The organism is Thermomonas sp., assembly GCF_023953935.1.
Lineage (GTDB): Bacteria > Pseudomonadota > Gammaproteobacteria > Xanthomonadales > Xanthomonadaceae > Thermomonas.
Window position 1 is genome coordinate 148,399 of sequence record NZ_JAMLIW010000004.1, and the last position, 21,682, is coordinate 170,080.

16 protein-coding genes and 2 pseudogenes are annotated in these 21,682 nt (G+C 68.4%); 14 read left to right on the forward strand and 4 right to left on the reverse strand.

Translation table 11 applies throughout. The features are described from left to right. Positions 1–79: 79 nt before the first annotated feature. Positions 80–1,490 (reverse strand): annotated as a pseudogene (locus M9902_RS06250) (coniferyl aldehyde dehydrogenase). Between the two features lie 36 nt (positions 1,491–1,526). Between M9902_RS06250 and M9902_RS06255 the strand changes: the two are divergent. From M9902_RS06255 to recG, 5 genes and pseudogenes are all read left to right on the forward strand, one after another. Then, a pseudogene (locus M9902_RS06255) lies at positions 1,527–2,071 on the forward strand (gamma carbonic anhydrase family protein). Positions 2,072–2,173: 102 nt separating this feature from the next. Next, complete coding sequence (gene rpoZ / locus M9902_RS06260) at positions 2,174–2,473, forward strand: DNA-directed RNA polymerase subunit omega (RefSeq protein WP_297170566.1); 300 nt, start codon at positions 2,174–2,176, stop codon at positions 2,471–2,473. 90 nt (positions 2,474–2,563) lie between these two features. After that, a complete protein-coding gene (locus M9902_RS06265; RefSeq protein ID WP_297221591.1) occupies positions 2,564–4,750 on the forward strand; it encodes a bifunctional (p)ppGpp synthetase/guanosine-3',5'-bis(diphosphate) 3'-pyrophosphohydrolase in 2,187 nt (728 codons plus the stop codon). Between the two features lie 95 nt (positions 4,751–4,845). Beyond that, on the forward strand, positions 4,846–5,232 hold the full coding sequence (locus tag M9902_RS06270) for a RidA family protein (RefSeq protein ID WP_297221592.1): 387 nt from the start codon (positions 4,846–4,848) through the stop codon (positions 5,230–5,232). 37 nt (positions 5,233–5,269) lie between these two features. Next, entirely contained in the window at positions 5,270–7,363 is a 2,094-nt protein-coding gene (recG, locus tag M9902_RS06275; RefSeq protein ID WP_297221593.1) for an ATP-dependent DNA helicase RecG, read from the forward strand. 200 nt (positions 7,364–7,563) lie between these two features. Here the strand turns inward: recG and M9902_RS06280 are convergent, their stop codons facing one another. Beyond that, entirely contained in the window at positions 7,564–7,878 is a 315-nt protein-coding gene (locus tag M9902_RS06280) for a metalloregulator ArsR/SmtB family transcription factor (protein ID WP_297170577.1), read from the reverse strand. Positions 7,879–8,045: 167 nt separating this feature from the next. Between M9902_RS06280 and M9902_RS06285 the strand changes: the two genes are divergently transcribed. The 9 genes from M9902_RS06285 to M9902_RS06325 all read left to right on the forward strand — a co-directional run bounded on the left by M9902_RS06285 (position 8,046) and on the right by M9902_RS06325 (position 18,052). Then, the gene (locus M9902_RS06285; protein WP_297221594.1) at positions 8,046–9,335 is read left to right on the forward strand and encodes an FAD/NAD(P)-binding oxidoreductase; all 1,290 of its coding nucleotides are present in this window, start codon (positions 8,046–8,048) and stop codon (positions 9,333–9,335) included. 27 nt (positions 9,336–9,362) lie between these two features. Further along, a complete protein-coding gene (locus tag M9902_RS06290) occupies positions 9,363–9,578 on the forward strand; it encodes a DUF2892 domain-containing protein (protein WP_297221595.1) in 216 nt (71 codons plus the stop codon). 7 nt (positions 9,579–9,585) lie between these two features. Further along, a complete protein-coding gene (locus tag M9902_RS06295; protein WP_297221596.1) occupies positions 9,586–10,677 on the forward strand; it encodes an efflux RND transporter periplasmic adaptor subunit in 1,092 nt (363 codons plus the stop codon). Further along, entirely contained in the window at positions 10,670–14,017 is a 3,348-nt protein-coding gene (locus M9902_RS06300; protein WP_297221597.1) for an efflux RND transporter permease subunit, read from the forward strand. The genes M9902_RS06295 and M9902_RS06300 overlap by 8 nt, the downstream gene beginning before the upstream one ends. Further along, entirely contained in the window at positions 14,014–14,481 is a 468-nt protein-coding gene (locus M9902_RS06305; RefSeq protein ID WP_297221598.1) for an OsmC family protein, read from the forward strand. Before M9902_RS06300 ends, M9902_RS06305 begins: the two co-directional genes overlap by 4 nt. A 40-nt stretch (positions 14,482–14,521) precedes the next feature. Beyond that, positions 14,522–15,046, forward strand: a complete 525-nt coding sequence (locus M9902_RS06310) for a sulfur transferase domain-containing protein (protein ID WP_297175641.1) — start codon at positions 14,522–14,524, stop codon at positions 15,044–15,046. Between the two features lie 11 nt (positions 15,047–15,057). Further along, a complete protein-coding gene (locus M9902_RS06315; RefSeq protein ID WP_297175639.1) occupies positions 15,058–16,191 on the forward strand; it encodes an FAD-dependent oxidoreductase in 1,134 nt (377 codons plus the stop codon). Between the two features lie 96 nt (positions 16,192–16,287). Next, a complete protein-coding gene (locus tag M9902_RS06320; protein WP_297175637.1) occupies positions 16,288–16,530 on the forward strand; it encodes a type B 50S ribosomal protein L31 in 243 nt (80 codons plus the stop codon). 232 nt (positions 16,531–16,762) lie between these two features. Continuing rightward, complete coding sequence (locus M9902_RS06325; protein ID WP_297175635.1) at positions 16,763–18,052, forward strand: citrate synthase; 1,290 nt, start codon at positions 16,763–16,765, stop codon at positions 18,050–18,052. Positions 18,053–18,357: 305 nt separating this feature from the next. On the opposite strand, the gene M9902_RS06330 is transcribed toward M9902_RS06325, so the two are convergent. Both M9902_RS06330 and M9902_RS06335 read right to left on the reverse strand, forming a co-directional pair. Next, positions 18,358–19,020 (reverse strand): hypothetical protein, encoded by a 663-nt coding sequence (locus M9902_RS06330; RefSeq protein WP_297221599.1) that lies wholly within the window; start codon positions 19,018–19,020, stop codon positions 18,358–18,360. Positions 19,021–19,112: 92 nt separating this feature from the next. Beyond that, positions 19,113–21,644, reverse strand: coding sequence for a PBP1A family penicillin-binding protein (locus M9902_RS06335; protein WP_297221600.1), 2,532 nt, complete (start codon positions 21,642–21,644; stop codon positions 19,113–19,115). Positions 21,645–21,682: the final 38 nt, after the last annotated feature.

Sequence of the window (21,682 nt, forward strand, 5' to 3'; positions counted from 1 at the left end):
ATCGGAGCCGGGGTTTCGGGCATGCGGACAGTTTAGGCCGCGGCGCGTCCTGCGGCAGCCGGTCCGGTCTGGTCGGGCGTCAGCGGACGATCAAGTCAAGCAGCCACTTCGCTTTTGAATACGGCGGCTTGAGCCGGTCTCCACCGCTGAAGCCGGACTGCCAGAACACCGGCAGCTGTTTGCTCATGGCGTCGAAGCCGGCGCGGGCGTGATAGGCGCCCATGCCGCTGGCGCCGACGCCGCCGAACGGCAGATTGGTGACGGCGAAATGGAACAGCGTGTCGTTCACCGATACGCCGCCAGCCAGGGTTTGATCGAGGATGCGCTCGACGCTGGCGCGTTCATTGCTGAAGGGATACAGCGCCAGCGGGCGCTCGCGGGCATTGATGAAGGCGATGGCGTCATCCAGCGTGCGGTAGCCCTTGATCGGCAGCAGCGGGCCGAAGATCTCGTCCTGCATGACCTTGAATCGTCATCCGGCGGATCGAGCAGCAGGGTGGGCGGCAGCAGGCGCTGGGCGGGGATCCGGCAGGCCGGCCAGGGTGATGCGCTCGACCTTGCGGTCGCGGGCGTCGTCGAGATAACCGCGCAGGCGGGCGTACTGGCCGTCGTTGATGATGCGGGTGTAGTCGTCGAGGTTCTCGAGTTTTTCGCCGTAGCGCTGCTGGACTTCCTTGCGCAGCCGCCACCAGCGCGTCGCGCTTGGGCTTGGGCACCAGCACGTAGTCGGGGGCGATGCAGGTCTGGCCGCAGTTGAACCACTTGCCGGTGGCGATTCGGGCGGCGGCTTTTTCGATCGGATAGTCGTCGCAGATCAGCGCCGGCGACTTGCCGCCCAGCTCCAGCGTGACCGGGGTGAGGTGCTGCGCGGCGGCGGCCATGACCTTGCGGCCGACCGCGGTGGAGCCGGTGAACACGAGGTGGTCGAACGGCAGGCCGGCGAACGCGGCGCCGATCTCGGCGCCGCCCAGCGCGATCGCCACCCGGTCTTCCGGAAAGGTGCTGTTGAGCAGATCGCGCAGGAAGGCGCTGGTGCGCGGGGTGTGTTCGGACGGCTTGAGATAGACGTGGTTGCCGGCGGCAATTGCGGTGGCCAGCGGGATCAAGGCGAGGTTGACCGGGTAGTTCCAGGGCGAAATGACGCCCACCACCCCCAGCGGCACCGCCCGCACCTGCGCGCTGGCGGGCCAGAAGCGCCAGCCCACGCCGGCCCGCTGCGGCCGCATCCAGCGCTTCAGGTGCTTGAGCAGGTGGTCGATCTCCGCCAGCGCGGTCATGCCGTCGGCGATCCGGGATTCGTCCAGCGAACGGTGGCCGTAGTCGCTGGCGACGATCCGCGCCATCTCGTCGAGCCGGCGCTTGAGGTTGGCGCGCAGGCGCGACAGGTCGTCGTGGCGCTGCGCATCGGGCTTGTTGGCCTGCCAGGCAGCGCGCAGGCGCTCCAGGGTGGGCTGCAGGGTGGTGATGGGGGTGGTCGTGATGAAGTCCATGCGGCGCAGTGTAGTGCGGTCCGGCGCTAGAATCCAGTGATGCCGATCCGACCCTACCGCGAGCACCTGCCGATCCTGGGACAGCGCGTCTATCTCGACCCGCTGGCCGCCGTCATCGGCGACGTGGTGCTGGGCGATGATCGTCGGTCTGGCCGTTCACCCTGATCCGCGGCGACGTCAATTTCATCCGCATCGGCGACCGCACCAACATCCAGGACGGCACCGTGATCCACGTCAGCCACGACGGCCCGCACCTGCGCCGCGGCGGCTTCGCGACCCGGATCGGCAGCGACGTCACCATCGGCCACAAGGCGATCATCCACGCCTGCACGATTGAAGACGCGGCCTTGATCGGGATGGGGGCGGTCGTGCTCGACGGCGCGGTGGTGAAAAAGCACGGTTTCGTCGGCGCCGGCGCGCTGGTCTCGCCCGGCAAGGTGGTGGGCGAAGGCGAGCTGTGGCTGGGCAATCCGGCGAAAAAAGTGCGCCAGCTCGGCGCCGCCGAAATCGAAGCCCTGTATTACAGCGCCGGCCACTACGTGAAGCTCAAGGACGAGTACCTGGCCGGCGGCATCGGCTGAGGCCGGGGCGACGCCGGGCGGGTGCTTGATTCAACCCCCGTGGATCGCTAAAATCAGCGGTTCCGTTGAACTTTTTCGCGGCCCCGCGGCCGCAGGATGCCCATGGCCCGTATTACCGTCGAGGACTGCCTGCAGGTGGTCGACAACCGCTTCGAGCTCGTGATGATGGCCGCCAAGCGCGCGCGCCAGCTCGCCGGCGGCGTCGAACCGAAGCTGGACAACAGCGAAGCCAACGACAAGCCCACCGTGCTGGCGCTGCGCGAAATCGCCGCCAAGGCCATCGATGCCGAGTTCGTGGACGCGGTCGAGAAAGCCGAGCGCGAGCGCAAGGAGCGCGAGGCGCTGGAATGGGCCGCCGCCGACGTGGTCGCCGGCGACGACGACATGAAGGGCGACGATTGAGCGGCGCCTCCGCAGGATCAGGCTGAACGAGACGGCCCGGCGGGGCCGTTTTCGTTTGCGGCCGCAAGGGTGCGCGGTTAGTCTCGACGGATGAATCCCGGCGACCCTGCGCTCGTCCATCCCGCTGCGTCCGATGCAGGCGCGGTGCCGGACTATGTGCAGGCGCTGGAGCGCGATGCCTACTACCTGAGTCCGGAGCAGCGTGCGCTGCTGCGCAAGGCCTGGGTGGCTGGCGCGGCCGCGCACGCCGGGCAGACCCGGCAGTCCGGCGAGCCCTACATCACCCATCCGGTGGCGGTGGCGCGGATTCTTGCCACGCTCGGGCTCGACGTCGAAACCCTGGTGGCGGCGATCCTGCACGACACCATCGAGGACACGCCGCTGACCCGCGCCGACGTGGCCCAGCAGTTCGGCGAAACCGTGGCGGAGCTGGTCGACGGGGTCACCAAGCTGGAAAAGCTGCGTTTCGCCAACCGCCAGGAGGCGGCGGCGGAGAGCTTCCGCAAGATGCTGCTGGCGATGTCGCGCGATTTGCGCGTCATCCTGATCAAACTGGCCGACCGCCTGCACAACATGCGCACGCTGGGCGCCAAAGCGCCCGAGTCGCGGCGCCGGATCGCGGTCGAGACGCTGGACATCTACGCGCCGATCGCCCAGCGTCTGGGCATGAACCTGATCCGCGCCGAATTGCAGGACCTGGGATTCCGCGCCCTGCATCCGTGGCGGCACGCGGTGATCGCCAAGCGGATTTCCAGCCGCCCGCAGGCGCGCCGCGACGCGCTGGCCCAGATCGAGACCAGCCTCGCCCAGCGGCTGGCGATGGAGAAGCTCGACCACGAGCTGGTCAGCCGGATCAAGGCGCCGTGGAGCGTCTACAGCAAGATGCTGGCCCAGCGGCGCAGCTTCATGCAGGTCATGGACGTGTTCGGCTTCCGGGTGGTGGTCAACACCGTGGCCGACTGCTACCACGCGCTGGGCGTGGTGCATTCGGTGTACAAGCCGCTGGACGGCCGCTTCCGGGATTTCATCGCCATCCCCAAGGCCAACGGCTACCAGTCGCTGCACACGGTCCTGTTCGGGCCGTATGGCTCGCCGATCGAGGTCCAGATCCGCACCCGCGAGATGCACCTGATCGCCGAACGCGGGGTGGCCGCGCACTGGGCCTACAAGCTCGGTACAGAAACCGGCAACAGCGCCCAGGCGCGCGCCGCGACCTGGATCGCCAACCTGGTCGAAAGCCAGCGCGGCACCGGTTCCTCGCTGGAGTTCCTCGAAAACGTCAAGGTCGACCTGTTCCCGGACGAGGTCTACCTGTTCAGCCCCAAGGGCGACATCCTCTCGCTGCCGCGCAATTCCACCGTTCTGGATTTTGCCTACGCGGTGCACACCGACGTCGGCAACCACGCGGTGGCCGCCCGCGTCGACCGGCGGCTGGCCCCGCTGCGGGCCAAGCTGGTCAGCGGGCAAACGGTGGAAATCATCACCGCCAATGCCGCCGCGCCGAGCACCCAATGGCTGGAATTCGTGGCCACCAGCAAGGCGCGCACCGCGATCCGGCAAGCGCTCAAGCAGCTCCAGCACGAGGATGCGGTCCAGCTTGGCCACTACATGCTGGACCGCGCGCTGGTCGGGATGGGGACGTCGTTCGACCGCGTGCCGATGGCGCGGATCGACGCCTTTCTCGCCGACAATCGCTACCCGCGGCTGGAAGCCCTGCTTGCGGATATCGCGCTCGGCAACCGGATGCCGCAGCAGGTGGCCGAGGAACTGGCGCAGGAAGCCGGCGCGGGACCCAAGGGCAAGAAGTCGCGCAAGGCCCCCCCGGCCAGCGTCGCGCGAGAGCCGATCCTGATCTCCGGATCGGAGCGCGGCATCATCAGTTTTGCCCAGTGCTGCATGCCGATTCCGCGCGACGAGATCATGGGCTACCACAGCGCCGGCCGGGGCGTGGTGGTGCACCGCATGGACTGTCCGAACGTGGCCGATTACCGCAAGTCCCCGGATCGCTGGGTCCCGGTGGCCTGGGACCGGCAGGTGTCGGGTGATTTCAACGTGGCGATCCGGATCGAAGTCGACAACCACCCCGGCGTGCTGGCGCAGGTGGCGGCGGCGATTGCCGGCGCCGGTTCCAACATCGAGCGGGTGGAATACCTCGAACGCGACAGCAATATCGCGGTGCTGCGCTTTGCCATCGAGGTGACCGATGGCCGCCACCTCGACGAGGTCATTCGCGGCGTGCGCAAATTGCACGTGGTGCAGCAGGTGCAGCGCGCCTGAGCGCCGCTGGCCGGCGGCCTGTTTGCCCGCGGCCTGATCGGCACCCGGCGACGCGGGTAGAATTGCGGCGGATCCCATCGCACGCCGGAACGACCATGCCCCGCACCGCCATCCACACCGACCATGCCCCGGCCGCCATCGGCCCGTATTCGCAGGCTACCCGCGCCGGCAACCTGGTGTTCCTGAGTGGGCAGATTCCGCTGGATCCGGCCACTGGCACCGTGGTGGGTGAGGGTGATATCGAAGCCCAGGCGCGGCGCGCCTTCGACAACCTGAAAGCGGTCTGCGAGGCCGCCGGCGGCGGGCTGGCCGACGTGGTGCGGGTGGGTCTGTACCTGACCGACCTGTCGCAGTTCGCGGCGGTCAATGCGGTGATGGGCGAATACTTCGCGCAGCCTTACCCGGCGCGCTCCACGATCGAGGTCTCCGCCCTGCCCAAGGGCGTCGCGTTCGAAGTGGATGCGATCCTGGCGCTGGCCTGACCTTGGCGGTCGCCACGATTGCCGGCATCCTTGACCCATGCCGGCTGCGCGCTTCATTGGTGACCTGAATGCCGAAGCGTCGCTGGCCACGCTCTCCGGCGTCGGCCCCGCGCTGCGCGAAAAACTGGCGGCGCGCGGCCTGGCCACCCTGCAGGACCTGTGGCTGCATCTGCCGCGCAGCTATGAAGACCGGACCACGCTGACCGCGATCCGCGATCTGCGCCCGGGCGAGCCGGCGCAGGTCGAAGGCCAGGTGGAGGCGGTGGAGCGCGGGTTCCGCTATCGCCCGCTGCTGCGCGTGGCCATCTCCGACGCCTCGCGCGCCACCCTGGTGCTGCGCTTCTTCCACTTCCGCGCCCAGCAGGTGGCGCAGTTCGCGGTGGGTGCGCGGGTGCGCGTATTCGGCACGCCGAGACCGGGCCAGCAGGGCCTGGAAATCGTGCATCCCAGCTATCGCATCCTCGCCGCCGGCGAACACCCGCTGGGCGAGGCACTGGATCCGGTCTATCCGGCCATCGAAGGCGTGGGCCCGGCCAGCCTGCGCAAGCTCATCGGGCAGGCATTGCAGCGCCTGCCTGACGAAACCACGCTGGAACTGCTGCCACAGGCGTGGCTGCGCCAACAGGACTTGCCTTCTCTGCGCGCGGCCATCCTGCTGCTGCACGCGCCGCCGCCCGATGCCGACGTGGCGGCGCTGCAAAATGGCCTGCATCCGGCGCAGCGGCGACTGGCGCTGGAGGAACTGCTGGCGCACCAGCTTGGGCTGCGTCGCCAGCGGCTGGCCTTGCAGGCCGAGGGCGCGCGCGCCCTGCGTGGCGATGAACGTCTGGTCGAAACCCTGCTGGCACAGCTTCCCTTCCAGCTCACCGGCGCGCAGCGACGGGTCTATGCGCAGGTGCGCGATGACCTGCGGCAGCCACGGCCGATGCTGCGCTTGGTGCAGGGCGATGTCGGCAGCGGCAAGACCGTGGTCGCCGCGATGGCGGCGCTGCTGGCGCTGGCCGATGGCCGCCAAGCCGCGCTGATGGCGCCCACCGAACTGCTGGCCGAGCAGCATTGCAACAATCTGCGCGCTTGGCTGGAGCCGCTGGGTATCCGGGTCTGCTGGCTGGCCGGCAAGGTGACCGGCAAGGCGCGCAAGCAGGCGCTGGCCGAGGTCGCCTCGGGCGCGGCGCAGCTGGTCATCGGCACCCACGCGCTGATGCAGGAAGGCGTGGAATTCCATGATCTCGCGCTCGCCATCGTCGACGAACAGCACCGCTTCGGCGTCCACCAGCGCCTGGCCTTGCGCGACAAGGGCCGTGGCGGCGTGCCGCACCAGCTGGTGATGACCGCCACCCCGATCCCGCGCACGCTGGCGATGAGTGCGTATGCCGATCTCGACGTGTCGGCCATCGACGAACTGCCGCCGGGCCGCACGCCTGTCACCACGGTGGCGCTGTCCGACCAGCGCCGCGCCGAGTTGATCGAACGCATCCGCATCGCCTGTGCCGAAGGCCGGCAGGCGTACTGGGTGTGCACCCTGATCGATGATTCCGACGAGATCCAGGCGCAGGCCGCGCAAACCACCTTCGAGGCATTGCAGGACGCATTGCCAGCGCTGCGCATCGGGCTGGTGCATGGTCGCCAGAAAGCCACCGAAAAGCAGGCCACGATGCTTGCCTTCAAGGGCGGCGAACTCGACTTGCTGGTGGCCACCACCGTGATCGAAGTCGGCGTGGACGTGCCCAACGCCTCGCTGATGGTGATCGAGAACGCCGAGCGCCTCGGGTTGGCGCAGCTGCACCAATTGCGCGGGCGGGTCGGCCGCGGACGCGCGGCATCGAGCTGCGTGCTGCTCTACCAGTCGCCGCTGGGGCAAATCGCACGGCAGCGCCTGGACACCCTGCGCCAGACCAACGACGGCTTCGCCATCGCCGAAAAAGACCTGCAACTGCGCGGCCCCGGCGAACTGCTGGGCACCCGCCAGACTGGACTCGCAGGGTTTCGCATCGCCGATCTGGTGCGTGATGCCGACCTGCTGCCGCAGGTGCACGCGCTGGCCGACACCCTGCTGCGCGATGCACCCGAGCTGGCCGACCGCATCGTCGACCGCTGGATCGGCGGCGCAGCCCGTTATGCGGCGGCGTGATCCAGAAGTTCCTTCGCGTCGCGCCGCGCGTGGCCCATTGAACTCCCGTTCGTGGATCGTTCGATTTCCCGTTGATGGGCCATGCATTCTCCCGTTGGCGGGTCATGCATTTTCGCGTGGGCAGGTCATGCATTACTCCGTTCGTGGCTGTTCGTTTTCCCGTTCGTGGTGAGCCTGTCGAACCATGAACGGGAAGCGGATCAGCGCCCGCAGACCGGCACCTGCCCGCAATAAATCCCGTGCAGGGTTTCGATGATCCGCTGCGCAGGGCCCGAGGCCAGCGCGTAGTAGATCGTCTGCGCTTCGCGGCGCGTGGTCACCAGGCCGTCTTCGCGCAGCACCGCCAGGTGCTGGGACAGCGCCGATTGGCTCAGTTCAACCTTGGCATTGAGCTCGCCCACCGAATGCTCGCCATCCACCAGCAGGCACAGCAGCATCAGCCGCTTGTCGTTGGCCAGCGCGCGCAGCAGGCGCGCCGCCTCGCCGGCGTGCGCACGCATCGCTTCCGGGTCCATGGCCGGGGCCGGTGGGCCGGAGTTGCGCGTGCGTGCGGGCCTGTGCGCTGCGGCGGCGCGGGTGCGGGCGGTCGTGTCCATGGGCGGAATTATATTAGTTGACATGAATATAAGCAAATGCTAATGTAGAACTGCGCCCGGGCAATTCCGGAGCGGGGAGCAGGCAAATGGCCAGGATCGTGGTGATGGGAGCAGGGCTGGGCGGGATGAGCGCGGCCTACGAGCTGCGCGAAACGCTGGGCAAGGCGCACGAGGTCGTGCTGGTGGGCCAGGGTGAAAGCTTCGGCTTCACGCCCTCGAATCCGTGGCTGGCGGTGGGCTGGCGCAAGCAGGACGACATCAGCGTCGAGATCGCCAGGCACGTCGGCAAGCGGGGCATCCGCTACGACGGCAGCGGGGTGGAGCGGATCGATGCCGAAGCCAGTGCCATCGTCACCGGCAAGGGCGAGCGCTTCGACTACGACTATCTGTTGATCTGCACCGGCCCCAAGCTGGCCTTCGAGGAAGTGCCCGGCTCCGGCCCGGACGGCGGCTTCACCCAATCGGTCTGTACCACACCGCACGCGGCGCAGGCATGGCAGGCGTATCAGGCGTTCCTGGAAGAACCCGGCCCGGTGGTGGTCGGCGCGGCGGCCGGGGCCAGCTGCTTCGGGCCGGCGTATGAATTCGCGATGATCGTCGATGCCGACCTTCGCAAGCGCAAGCTGCGCGACCGGGTGCCGATGACCTTCGTCTCCAGCGAGCCCTATGTGGGCCACATGGGCCTCGGCGGCGTCGGCGACTCCAGGGGCCTGATGGAAGCCGAGCTGCGCCAGCGCCACATCAAGTGGATCGTCAACAGCAAGGTCACGGAAGTGCGCGACGGCGAGATGACCGTGGTCGAGCACGACGGCAAGGGCCAGCCCGGCGAGGCGCATGCGCTGCCGTTCAAGTTCGCCATGCTGCTGCCCGCCTTCAAGGGCGTGGACGCGGTGGCGGCAGTCGAGGGGCTGTGCAATCCGCGCGGCTTCGTGATCGTAGACAAGCACCAGCGCAGCCCGAAGTACCCGAAGATCTTCTCGGCCGGCGTGTGCGTGGCGATTCCGCCGGTGGAGGCAACGCCGGTGCCGACCGGCGCGCCCAAGACCGGCTTCATGATCGAGTCGATGGTGACGACCATCGTGCGCAACATCCGGGCCGAGTTGCAGGGCGAGACGCCGGATTACCAAGGCACCTGGAACGCGGTCTGCCTGGCCGACATGGGCGACACCGGCGCGGCCTTCGTGGCGCTGCCGCAGATCCCGCCGCGCAATGTGACATGGACGAAGATCGGCAAGTGGGTGCATCTGGCCAAGATCGGCTTCGAGAAGTATTTCCTCTACAAGATGCGCCACGGCACCAGCGAGCCGATCTACGAAAAACACATCCTCGGCCTGCTCGGCATCGAGCGGCTCAAGGACGTGAAGCGTTCTTCCTGATATCAACCACAACCCAAGGAGATTCCCATGACCCTCGACAACGCGGTGCGCGCCTTTGCCGGCACGATGGTCCTGATCAGCGTGGCGCTGACCTACTTCGTGCATCCGTATTTCGTCTGGCTGACCGTGTTCATCGGCTTCAACCTGATCCAGTCCTCGTTCACCGGGATCTGTCCGGCGGCGATGGTGATGAAGAAGCTGGGCATCGGGCGCGGTGACGGCGCGTCGTGCAGTCGCTGCTGAGCACATGATGATGCGCCGATCCCTGCAACCCCTCCTCCTGCCTGCGCTGCTGGCGCTGGCCGCCTGCGGTGGCAATCAACCGGACGCGCTGCCGGCGCTGCCGAAGGATCTGGCCACGGTCACGGTGTCGGACCGGAGTGCCCTGCCCGGACGCGGATGGGACGGAGTGGTGGAAGCGGTGCGCCGTGCTGATCTGGCCGCGCAGACGGCGGGCCGGGTCAGCGCGGTGGCGGTCGATGTGAACGACCACGTCCGGGCCGGCGATGTGCTGCTGCGGATCACCGCGGTGGAGCAGGACGCCGGCGCCAACGCCGCGCGCGCGCAGCTGGCGGCGGCGCAGGCGGCGGCGACCGAAGCCGAACAGAACTACCGTCGCTACGCTGCCCTGGCCGGCGGCCAGTACGTTTCCAGGGCGCAGGTCGATCAGGCCCGCGCCGCGCGCGATGCCGCCACCGCGGCGCGCAACGCCGCCGCGGCGCAGCTGGCGCAGGCGAACCAGCAAAGCGCCTACACCGTGGTGCGCGCGCCGTTCGACGGGGTGGTGGCGCGGCGCGACGTCGAGCCGGGCGAAACCGTGGCGCCGGGGATGCCGCTGCTGAGCGTGTACGCGCCGGATGCGCTGCGGATCGAAGTGGCGCTGCCGCAGACCCGCGCCGAAGCGATCCGCCGCCAGACTGCGGCGCATGTGACGTTGGGCGATGGCCGCGTGCTCACGCCCGCCGCCGTGACCGTGTTCCCGGCCGCCGATCCGCGCAGCCACAGCGTCAACGTGCGGGTGCTGCTGCCGGCGGTCACACCGGCGCCGGCGCCGGGCACCACCGCCAAGGTGGTGTTCGCCGCCGACGCCGGCGACTCCGGTGCGAGCGCCGCGCTGCGCATTCCCGCCGCCAGCGTTGCCCAGCGCGGTGAACTGTCCGGCGTCTATGTCGTGCAAGACGGCCGTTTGCTGCTGCGCCAGCTGCGGCTGGGCGCGCGCGTGGGCGAAGAGGTGGAGGTCATTGCTGGCCTGAAACCGGGTGAAGTGGTGGCTCGCGATCCGGCCAAGGCGCTGCAGGTGATTGCCGAACAGCGCAAGGCGGCGGAGAACGACCGTGACTGAGCCTCGCCTCGGCATTTCCGGACGCTTGGCGGCGGCATTCCAGAACAACCCGCTGACGCCGATTCTGGCCATCGTCGGCCTGCTGCTGGGGCTGCTGGCGGTGGCCATCACTCCGCGCGAGGAAGAGCCGCAGATCGACGTGACGATGGCCAACGTGATGGTGCCATTCGACGGCGCCAGCAGCCGCGACGTCGAGCAGTGGGTGGCTGTGCCGCTGGAACAGAAGCTCTCCGAGATCGAAGGCGTCAAGCACGTCTATTCGATCAGCCGCCCCGGCATGGCGGTGCTGACGGTGGAATTCGAGGTCGGCGTGGCGCGCCAGCCGGCGCTGGTGCGGCTCTACAACCAGGTGTTCTCGAATGCCGATTTCCTGCCGTCGCAGGCCGGGGTGGGCCAGCCGATCGTCAAGCCGAAAGGGATTGATGACGTGCCGGTGATGGCACTGACCCTGTGGAGCGACGATCCGCAGACCGATGCCTCCGCGCTGGCCGAAGTGGCGCATACGCTGGAAGCCGAACTCAAGCGCATTCCCGGCACCCGCGACATCTACACCATCGGCGCGCCCGACCGCGCCGTGCTGGTGACGCTGGACGCGGCGAAATTGGCTGCCTACGGCATGGGCGTGGACGAACTGGCGCAGGCGCTTGCGGCCGCCAACGTGGTGCGCCAGCCCGGCGAACGGGTGGATGCCGGCGGTCGCGCGATCCCGGTGACGGCGGGCAGCTATCTGGCCAGCGCCGAGGACGTTGCCAATCTCGTGATCGGCAGCCGCGACGGCAAGCCGCTGCTGCTGACGGACGTGGCGACGGTCGCACCGCGCGGCGATCTGGCCAGCCGCTACGTCTGGTACGGCGCGCCGCCCGGACGCGCCGGCCCCCGTACCGGCACCGCGCCGGCGATCACTCTGGCGATTGCCAAGAAGCCGGGCAGCAATGCGTCCGACATCACCGCCGCAATCGGCCAGCGTATTGCCCAGCTGCGCGGTGAACTGATCCCGCAAGGCGTGCACGTCAGCGTCACCCGTGACTACGGCGCCACCGCCTCCGACAAGGCGCAAAAGCTCATCCAGAAGCTGGTGTTCGCCACCTTCAGCGTGGTCTTGTTGGTGCTGTTCGCACTGGGCTGGCGCGAGGCAATCGTGATCGGCAGCGCGGTGATCCTGACCTTGGCCGTCACCCTGTTCGCGTCGGAAATGCTGGGTTTCACCCTCAACCGGGTGTCGCTGTTCGCGCTGATCTTCTCGATCGGCATTCTGGTCGACGACGCCATCGTGGTGGTCGAAAACATTCATCGGCATATGGCGCAGGATGGCCGGTCGCTGCGCGAGGCGATCCCGCCGGCGGTGGAGGAAGTGGGCGGGCCGACCATCCTGGCCACCTTCACCGTGATCGCCGCGCTGATGCCGATGGCCTTCGTCTCCGGCCTGATGGGGCCGTACATGCGGCCGATCCCGATCAACGCTTCGGTCGGCATGCTGCTGTCGCTGGCGATCGCACTCACGGTGACCCCGTGGCTGGCGCTGAAGCTGCTGGCGCGGCACGCTGCCCCCCCCTCTGTCTCCGACAACGAGCTTGATCCCCTTTCCCCCTCTCCCTCCGGGAGAGGGGCCGGGGGTGAGGGCCGGTCGGCCGATGGTGCTGATTCGCAACCCCAACCCTCACCCCAACCCCTCTTTCGCGAGGAGGGGGGCTCAAACAGACTGCACCGCCTGTTCGAACGCCTGATGACGCCCTTCCTCGTCGGCGCCGGCGCGGGCAGGAAGCGCGGGCTGCTGTTCGCGGCGATGGCCGTGCTGGTGCTGCTGGCGGCGTCGCTTGCGGTGTTCAAGCTGGTGGTACTGAAGATGCTGCCGCTGGACAACAAATCGGAAATCCAGGTGGTGGTGGACTTGCCCGAAGGCAGCACGCTGGAGCGCACCAATGCGCTGCTGACGGAGCTTGCGGCCAAGCTCGACACGGTGCCCGAGGTTCTCGATTATCAGGGCTACGCCGGCACCGCCGCGCCGATCAATTTCAACGGCCTGGTGCGGCAGTATTTCCTGCGCAGCGGCAGCAATGTCGGCGACCTGCAGGTCAATCTGGTCGACAAGCACCAGCGCAGCCGCCAGAGCCACGCCATCGCGCGGGCGATCCGGCCGGTGCTGGCCGAGGTCGGCGCGCGCTACGGCGCGTCGGTGAAGGTGGTTGAAGTGCCGCCGGGGCCGCCGGTGCTGGCGCCGATCGTGGCCGAAGTCTACGGCCCCGATTACGCCGGCCAGCAAGCGCTGGCGTTGGCGCTGGCCAGCGAGCGCTTCGCCGCCACCGCGGGCATCGTCGATCGGGACACCAGCGTGGAGGCGAACGCGCCGCGCGAGCAGATCGTGGTCGACCGCGAGCGCGCCGCGCGGCTGGGTGTGTCGCAGGCGGCCATTGCCGACGCCATCGCCATGGGCGTGGCCGGCTTCGACGCCACCTTTGTCCACGATGGCGCCTCGAAATATCCGCGTCCGCTGCGGCTGCGGCTGCCGGCGCAGGACCAGGCCGCGTTGCCGGCGCTGCTGGCGCTGCAGGTGCGCAGCGCGTCGGGCGCGCTGGTGGCGCTGTCGGAGCTGGTGCATGTGCAGCAGGCGCGCTGGGACGGCGCCATCCACCACAAGGACGGCCTGCCGGTGGTCTACGTCACCGCCGACGAAGCCGGCGAATTCGACAGCCCGCTGTACGGCATGTTCGATCTGGTGGGGCAGCTGGACGCGGGGCCGGTGGGCGGGCACCGGCTTGCCCAGAGCTTCATCCGACAGCCCGCCGATACGAGCGGCTATGCGGTGAAATGGGATGGCGAATGGCAGATCACCTACGAGACCTTCCGCGACATGGGCCTGGCCTACGCCGTCGGGATGGTGCTGATCTACCTGCTGGTGGTGGCGCATTTCCGCAGCTATCTGGTGCCGCTGGTGATCATGGCGCCGATCCCGCTGACCGTCATTGGCGTCATGCCCGGCCACGCCCTGCTGGACAAGCAGTTCACCGCCACCAGCATGATCGGGATGATCGCGCTGGCCGGCATCATCGTGCGCAATTCCATCCTGCTGGTCGATTTCATCCAGCAGGAAACCGCGCGCGGGGTGCCGCTGACGGACGCGGTGATCGACGCCTGCGCGGTGCGCGCCAAGCCCATCGTGCTCACCGGGGTGGCAGCGATGCTCGGCGCGCTGTTCATCCTCGATGATCCGATCTTCAATGGGCTGGCGATTTCGCTGATCTTCGGCATCCTGGTGAGCACCGCGCTCACACTGGTCGTGATTCCATTGCTGTATGTCACGCTGCTGTCGCGCCGGCACAACGATGAGGAGGGTGAAGCATGAGTGGTGAACATCCGATGCGGGTGGTCCTGGAGCAACAGGGCCCGTATTCCTTCCGCATCGACTTCGAGGGCGCCGCATTCGCATCGCTGCGCAGCGACGAGCCGGCGCCGCTGGGCTCGGGCGAAGGGCCCAACCCGAGTGAACTGCTGCTGGCCAGCATCGCCAATTGCCTGTCGGCCAGCCTGCTGTTCGCGCTGCGCAAGTTCAAGAACGCGCCGGGACCGATCCGGGCCGAGATCAGCGCGGCCACCGAACGCAACGCACAAGGGCGGCTGCGCATTCCGCGCGCGAAGGTGACGATTCGGCTGGCCGAACCGGCTGCGAGTCTGGAGCGCTTTGATCGCGCGCTGGCGCAGTTCGAGCAGTTCTGCACCGTCACCCAGAGCGTGCGCGATGGGATCGAGGTCGAGGTGGAGGTCATCGACGGGGATGGCGTGGCGCATCGCACCGGAGTCGACCAGTGATCGTACTCCGCAACCGGGGTCTCCCATTGGAGCAATTGCCATGAACAAGCCCATGATCACGGTGGCTCTGCTGTCGGCCCTGCTGGCCGGCGGCTGCGCGCATGTGCCGGCACCAACGGCGGCGGTCGCCGCGCCCGAGGTCAAGCTGATGCAGCCCTTGCCCGGCCTTTACACCGCTGCGCAACCGGCTGCGACCGATTGGGCGGCGATTCGCGCCCGCGGTATCACCACTGTCATCAACCTGCGCGGACCGGAGGAAACGCCGGGCCGCGACGAAGGGGCGGAAGTTCGTGCCGCTGGAATGCGCTATCTCGACATCCCGGTGGGCCATGCCGATGGCATCAATGCCGACAACGCGCGCCTGCTGCACGCGGCGCTTGCGCCCAGCCACGGCGGCGGCGTGCTGGTGCATTGCGCCAGCGGCAACCGCGCCGGCTCGCTGCTGGCGCTGGAACAGGCGGATTTCGACGGGCTGGCGCCGCAGGCAGCGCTGGAGCTGGGGCGCCGGGCCGGCGTCACCAAGCTGGAGCCGGTGCTCAAACATGCCTTGGGCCTTGCGCCCTGAGGAGGTGCAGGATGGGAGCCGACCGCATCACCGTGGTGGGCGCCGGATTTGCCGGGCTCACCGCGCTGCGCACCCTGCGCAAGCAGTCGCGCGAGGTCGAGCTGACCCTGGTCGCGCCGAAGGCGGAGCTGCACTACCTGCCGGGCACGATCTGGATCCCTTCGGGCAAGCGCCGATCGCAGGATCTGGTGGTGCCGCTTGACAACTTCCTGCGGCGCAACGGCATTCACTTCCATCGGGCGCACGCCACCGGGCTGTCGGGAGACGGCAGGGTCTTGCAGACCGACGCCGGTGCGGTGGAAAACGATGGCCTGATCGTCGCCAGTGGATCGCGCTTCCTGCGCAAGCTGCCCGGCATCGAACACGCCATCATTCCCTGCGATGGGATTGCTGCGGGCGAGGCGATCCGCGATCGGCTGGCGGCGCTCGCAGGCGGCACGATTGCGTTTGGCTTCGGTACCAACCCCGACGAGCCGATCGCCATGCGCGGCGGACCGGTGTTCGAGTACGTGTTCGGGATTGACACCCTGCTGCGTCGCCAACGCCGCCGTGACAAATTCCGGCTGGTGTTTTTCAGCCGCTCGCAGACGCCGGGGCAACGGCTGGGCGAGCGCGCGGTCGAGATGATCCTCGAAGAAATGCGCCGTCGCCGGATCGAAACCGTGTTGGGCGAAAAACCGCGGCGGATCGAGCCGGATGCGGTGGTATTGGAGCGCACCCGGATCGAGAGCAACCTGACCCTGTTCATGCCGGGGCTCACCGGCCCGGCTTGGCTGGATGCCACCCCCTTGCCGCGCTCGCCCGGCGGGCTGGTGCAGGGCGATGCCCAGTGCCGGGTGCCGGGGTTCTCCTGCACCTACGTGGTCGGCGACGGTGGCAGTTTTCCCGGCCCCGACTGGATGCCCAAGCAGGCCCACCAGGCCGACCTGCAGGCCGAGGTCGCCGCCCGCAACCTGCTGCGGGCGCTGGCTGGGGCGGCGGTGGAGGAAACCTTCGCCTCCGAGCTGATCTGCATCATCGATTCGCTCGATCGCGGCCTGCTGGTCTCACGCAAGGAGGGCAAGACGCGGGCCCTGCGCCCGAATGTCCTCGCGCACTGGGCCAAGGCCGCGTTCGAGCGGCGCTACCTGCGCCGCTACCGCTGAAGGGGCGGTCGGGGCGGTTCCGACGCTGAGCCTTGCGGGTCGCGCCGGATTCGAAGTACAATGCGCGGCTCACACCAGATTTTCCAGGTCCGCCCCATGAAAGCCGGCATCCATCCCGAGTACCGCGACGTCGTTTTCCAGGATGTCACCTCGGACTTCAAGATCCTGACCCGTTCGACCATGTCCAGCAAGGACACGATCAAGTGGGAAGACGGCAACGAATACCCGCTGATCAAGGTGGAAGTGTCGTCTTCGACCCACCCGTTCTACACCGGTCAGCACAAGATCGTGGACACCACCGGTCGGGTGGACAGGTTCCGCAAGCGCTACCAGAAATAATCCTGCGGCTGCGGCCGCGCCGGCCCCTCGGGTTGCCGGCGCCGCGACATGCCCGGAGTGCCAAAGCCTGCGGCCGCCCCTTGGGGTGGCCGCTGCGTTTTCCGGCGCCAGCGGCCTGCGCATCGGACCTTGGTCGGGCATGGCGATGACGGGGGCTATGCGATAATCGGCGTTCAACATGCGCCGGCGCATGGATCGCAGTCCGCCCGGTGCCCCCCACAGGAGTTGCAACGTGTCCGAATTCGATCAGATGAACCTGAGTGCCGGCGACAAGGCGGTGGTCTTGCCGGTGCTGCACCCCACCCTGGGCCAGCCCTGCGTCGATATCGCGAAGCTGCCGAAGGCCACCGGCTGCTTCACCTACGATCCGGGATTCGGGGCCACCGCCAGCTGCAAATCGTCGATCACCTACATCGACGGCAATGCCGGCGTGCTGCTCTACCGCGGCTATCCGATCGAGCAGCTGGCGGAGCATTCGAGCTTCACCGAAGTGGCCTACCTGCTGATGCACGGCGAGCTGCCCGACGCGCCGCAGCTGGCCGAATTCGAAGGCGAGATCACCCACCACACGATGATGCACGAGGCGTTCCGCGCCTTCCTGTACGGCTTCCGCCACGACGCCCATCCGATGGCGATGCTCACCGGCATGCTCGGTTCGCTGGCCAGCTTCTACCACAACGATCTGGATCTGGAAGACCCGGAGCAGCGCCGTCTGGCCGCGATCCGCCTGATCGCCAAGATCCCGACGATCGCGGCCGGCTGCTACCGTTATTCGATCGGATGGCCGTTGCGCTACCCGCGCAACAATCTGTCGTTCACCGACCGCTTCGTGCACATGATGTGGGAAGTGCCGAGCGAGCCGCTGAACCTCAATCCGATCGTGGCCAAGGCGCTGGACCTGCTGTTCATCCTGCACGCCGACCACGAGCAGAACGCCTCCACCTCGACCGTGCGGCTGGTCGGATCGACCGGGGCCAACCCGTACGTCAGCGTCGCCGCCGGCGTGGCCGCACTGTGGGGCCCCGCGCACGGCGGCGCCAACGAGGCGGTGTTGAAGATGCTGGCCGAGATCGGGCGGCCGGACAACGTCCAGTCGGCGGTCGATCGCGCCAAGGACAAGGAATCCGGGTTCCGGTTGATGGGCTTTGGCCATCGCGTCTACAAGAACTACGACCCGCGCGCCGCGCTGGTGCGCAAGATGACCCATGAGGTGCTGGGCGCGCTGCACGTGAACGACCCGCTGCTGGACGTGGCGCTGCGGCTGGAAGAGGTGGCGCTCAAGGACGAATACTTCATCGAGCGCAAGCTGTATCCGAACGTGGATTTCTACAGCGGCATCATCTACAAGGCGCTCGGCATCCCGGTCGACATGTTCACCGTGATGTTCGCCATCGCCCGCACCGCCGGCTGGGTCAGCCACTGGCTGGAGCAGCAGAACGACCCCGAGGCCCGGATCGGACGTCCGCGCCAGATCTACACCGGCGCGGTCAAGCGCGATTACGTCGGGATGGACGCTCGCTGAGGCGTTGAGGGCAGCGTTCTCCCTTCTCCCTCCGGGGTGAGGGCGCGCTGTGCCTGCGCCATTGGCGCATGCACGCCCGAACGCCCTGCGTCCTGCGCAGGGCCGGGGCGCGACGCGAGGTGGCACGCAGCGCCGGATGAGGGCGGCGCGCGCCAGGCCCATGGGCAGGCCGGGTTGCCGCGGCCGCTGTCGCTCATGTCCCCCGATGCCGGCCTTGGCCGGCATCTCCGCCTCGATTTTGCGCCACCGGCCGCGGCACCCGGCTCGCTCCTGCTGTCGCCGATCCGGCAATCCCGTTGCGCGGCTCAGCCTTGGACGTAGCCGGCGATTTCCATTTCCGCCATCAGCGCCCGCAGTTGTGCTTCGGAAGCACGCCGCTGCGGGCGCTCGTCGATGCCCGACAGCGGGGCCTGGCGCACGCAGTCCAGCGGCAACACGGTGAGGTCGAAGCTCAGGCCCTCGGCCGCAAACAGCCAGACCGGCGCGTCCAGGTCGCGTTGACGGTCCAGCCGCAGCCGGCGGCTGCGCGCTTCGGCCGGAATATCGTGTTCGACGAGCCAGCGTGCGACGGCGTCCGGATCATCACTGTGCAGGTGCAGGGCCACCGGCGCATGCGTATCGGCTGTACCTTCCAGCACCGGGCCGACCAGGCGCGGGATGAACGGGGCAAAGAATTCCAGCGCGTGCAGCGCAGCTTCACGGCGACGGTGCACTTCCGCAGGTTGGTCATCGGCGTGGAACAGGCGCTGATACTGGCGCAGCGCGTCCTCGATCTCGCGGTTGCGCGGCAGTGCGGCGTCCTCGGCGATCCCCAGCCGGCGCGCGGCCTTGAGCTTGGCCTGGTGGAAGTCGCGGATGCCGTCCTCCGCCATCAGCCGCGCGGCCTCGTGGGCGAGGCGCTGGCGGCGCTCGCGGGTGCGGGTTTGCGCATGCACCTGCGCGTGGACGAACGGGCGGGCTCCCGGCATCGTGCTCCCCTGCTGCGGCCACACACAGTGGGGGACTGTACCCGAGCCGGCCCGCGGCTGCACCTGGTGCGATGCGGCGCGCATGGCCCGGATCAGAAGATGTCGAACGATTCCTCGCTCGGCGTGGCGGAATCGTCGCTGTCATAACCCGCGGCGGCTTCGTTTTCCATCTGCTGCAGGTCCTCGACCTTCACCCACTCGGTGATCCCGCCAGCGCCCGGGATCAGGCGCCCGCCGGCGCTGACGCTGACCTGGACCATGCCGGCCGGCGGTTCGACCACGCGCTGCGGCTGGTTCTTCAAGGCCGCGCGCATGTAATTGATCCAGATCGGCAGCGCGGCGCGGCCGCCGTATTCGCCGCGGCCCAGGGTTTTGAAATCGTCGCGGCCCACCCAGACGGTCGTCACGTAGGGGCCGCCGTAGCCGGAGAACCAGGCGTCGCGGTAGTTGTTGGTCGAACCGGTCTTGCCGCCAATGTCGTCGCGGTTCAGCACGCGCGCCGCGGTGGCGGTGCCGCGCTGGATCACGTCATGCATCATCGAACGGACCTGGAAGGCCACCCGCGGGTCGATCGCCAGCGGTGCCACGACCAAGCCCGTCGGCGGCGCGCTGGGCGCAGCCTCGGGGCTGGTCTTGGCCGGCTTGGCGGCACCGGCGCGGCCGGTCGGCTTGGCGGCGGGGGCGCCGGCGGTGGCCGGGCTGAGGTCGAAGCCGTCGACCTGGGTGGGCGCGGCGGCGGTCGGCGTGCCACCGGTGCCAGCCGCACTGAAACCGATGCCGGTGCAGCCCGGGCAGGCGGTCGGCGGCTGGGCCTTGAAGACCTCCTTGCCGTCGCGATCGCGCACGCTTTCGATGAACCAGGGCGTGGTCAGGAAACCGCCGTTGGCGAAGGCGGTGTAGCCGCGCGCCACCGACAGCGGCGTCAATGACGCGGTGCCCAGCGACATCGACAGGTTCGGCGGCAGGCTGGCTTCGTCGAAGCCGAAATGGGCGATCGCCTTGCGCGCGTAGTCCACCCCGATCGCATCCAGCAAGCGCACCGACACCAGGTTCTTCGAGCGCACCAGCGCCTCGCGCAGGCGCATCGGCCCCGAGAACGAGCCGCCGTCATTCTGTGGCCGCCACACCCGGCCGCCGCGCTCGCGGAACACCACCGGGGCGTCCAGCACGATCGAGGCCGGGTTGAACCCGCGTTCGAACGCCACCGCGTACAGGAACGGCTTGAAGCTGGAGCCCGGCTGGCGCTTGGCCTGGGTGGCGCGGTTGAACTTGTTGCCGGCGAAGCTGAAACCGCCGATCAGGGCGCGCAGGGCGCCGGTATTGGCGTCCAGCGATACCAGCGCGGATTGGGCGGTTGGAAGCTGGTCAAGCTCCCAGGCCGGCGCGGCTTCCGGCGTGGCGGCCGGCAACCGGCGCACGCGCACCACGTCGCCGGGCTTGGCCAGCGCGGAGGCGGGCTTGTGGGTCCACGCAATCGCCTTGCCGGACAGTGCCAGCGCGCTGCCGTCGGCCAGCACGACCGCCAGCGCACCGCCGGCGCTGCCGGTCACCACCGCCGGCAGCAGCCCGCCCTGCACCGGGGTGGCGTGCAGCAGACGGCCAATGGCCGCGTTGTCGGCACCCGCCGGGATTGTCACGGTCTCGGTCGGCGTGCGCCAGCCGTGGCGATGGTCGTATTCACGCAGTCCGGCCACCACCGCTGCCTGGGCGTCCGCCTGCAGGGCCGGATCGATCGTCGTCGTCACGTGGTAGCCCTGGTTCAGGACATCCTCGCCGTAGCGTTCGATCATCTCCTTGCGCACCATTTCGGCGACGTAGGGCGCGTACACCTCGATCGGGCGCTCGTGCGGCGCGGCGTGCATCGGCGCGGCGCGGGCGGTATCGAGCTCGGCGCGGGTGATGTAGCCCAGCTCGAACATGCGCGGCAGGATGTAGTTGTCGCGGCGCTGGCGGGCGCGTTCGGTATTGGTGATCGGGTTGCCGCTGGTCGGAAACTTGGGGATGCCGGCCAGGGTCGCGGCCTCGTCGATGCTGAGCTGGTCGAGCGGTTTTCCGTAGTAGTACTCGGCGGCCGCGCCGATGCCGTAGGCGCGGTTGCCGAAGAAGCTCTTGTTCAGGTAGAGCGCGAAAATCTCGTCCTTGCTGAGCTCGCGCTCCATCTTCATCGCCAGCAGCATTTCCTCGAATTTGCGCTTGAAGCTGTATTCGGAGCTGAGGAAGAACTGCTTGGCGACCTGCTGGGTGATGGTGGAGCCGCCGGCCACGCGCTCCTGCCCGCCGGTCTGGATCAGCAGCCAGATCGCGCGGGTGATGCCCTTCACGTCGATCCCGTGGTGCTGGTAGAAATGCGCGTCTTCGGCGGCCAGGAAGGCCTGCCTGACCCGCTGTGGCACCTGCGACATTTCCACCGGATAGCGGCGTTTTTCGCCGAACATGCCGATCAGGCGGCCGTCGCGCGCATACACGTACATCGGCTCTTGCAGCTCGACGTGGCGCAGCACCTGCACGTCGGGAAGCCGGGCATTGACCGTGTAGACCAGCGCAGCCCCGGCGGCCAGACCCAGCAGGCCCAGCACGAAGACAATCAGCAGGAACCTGCGCAACAGGCGGAAAAAACGGGCCATCGGGACGGGGTGGATTGCAGCGAGCGAAGCTGCGGAGT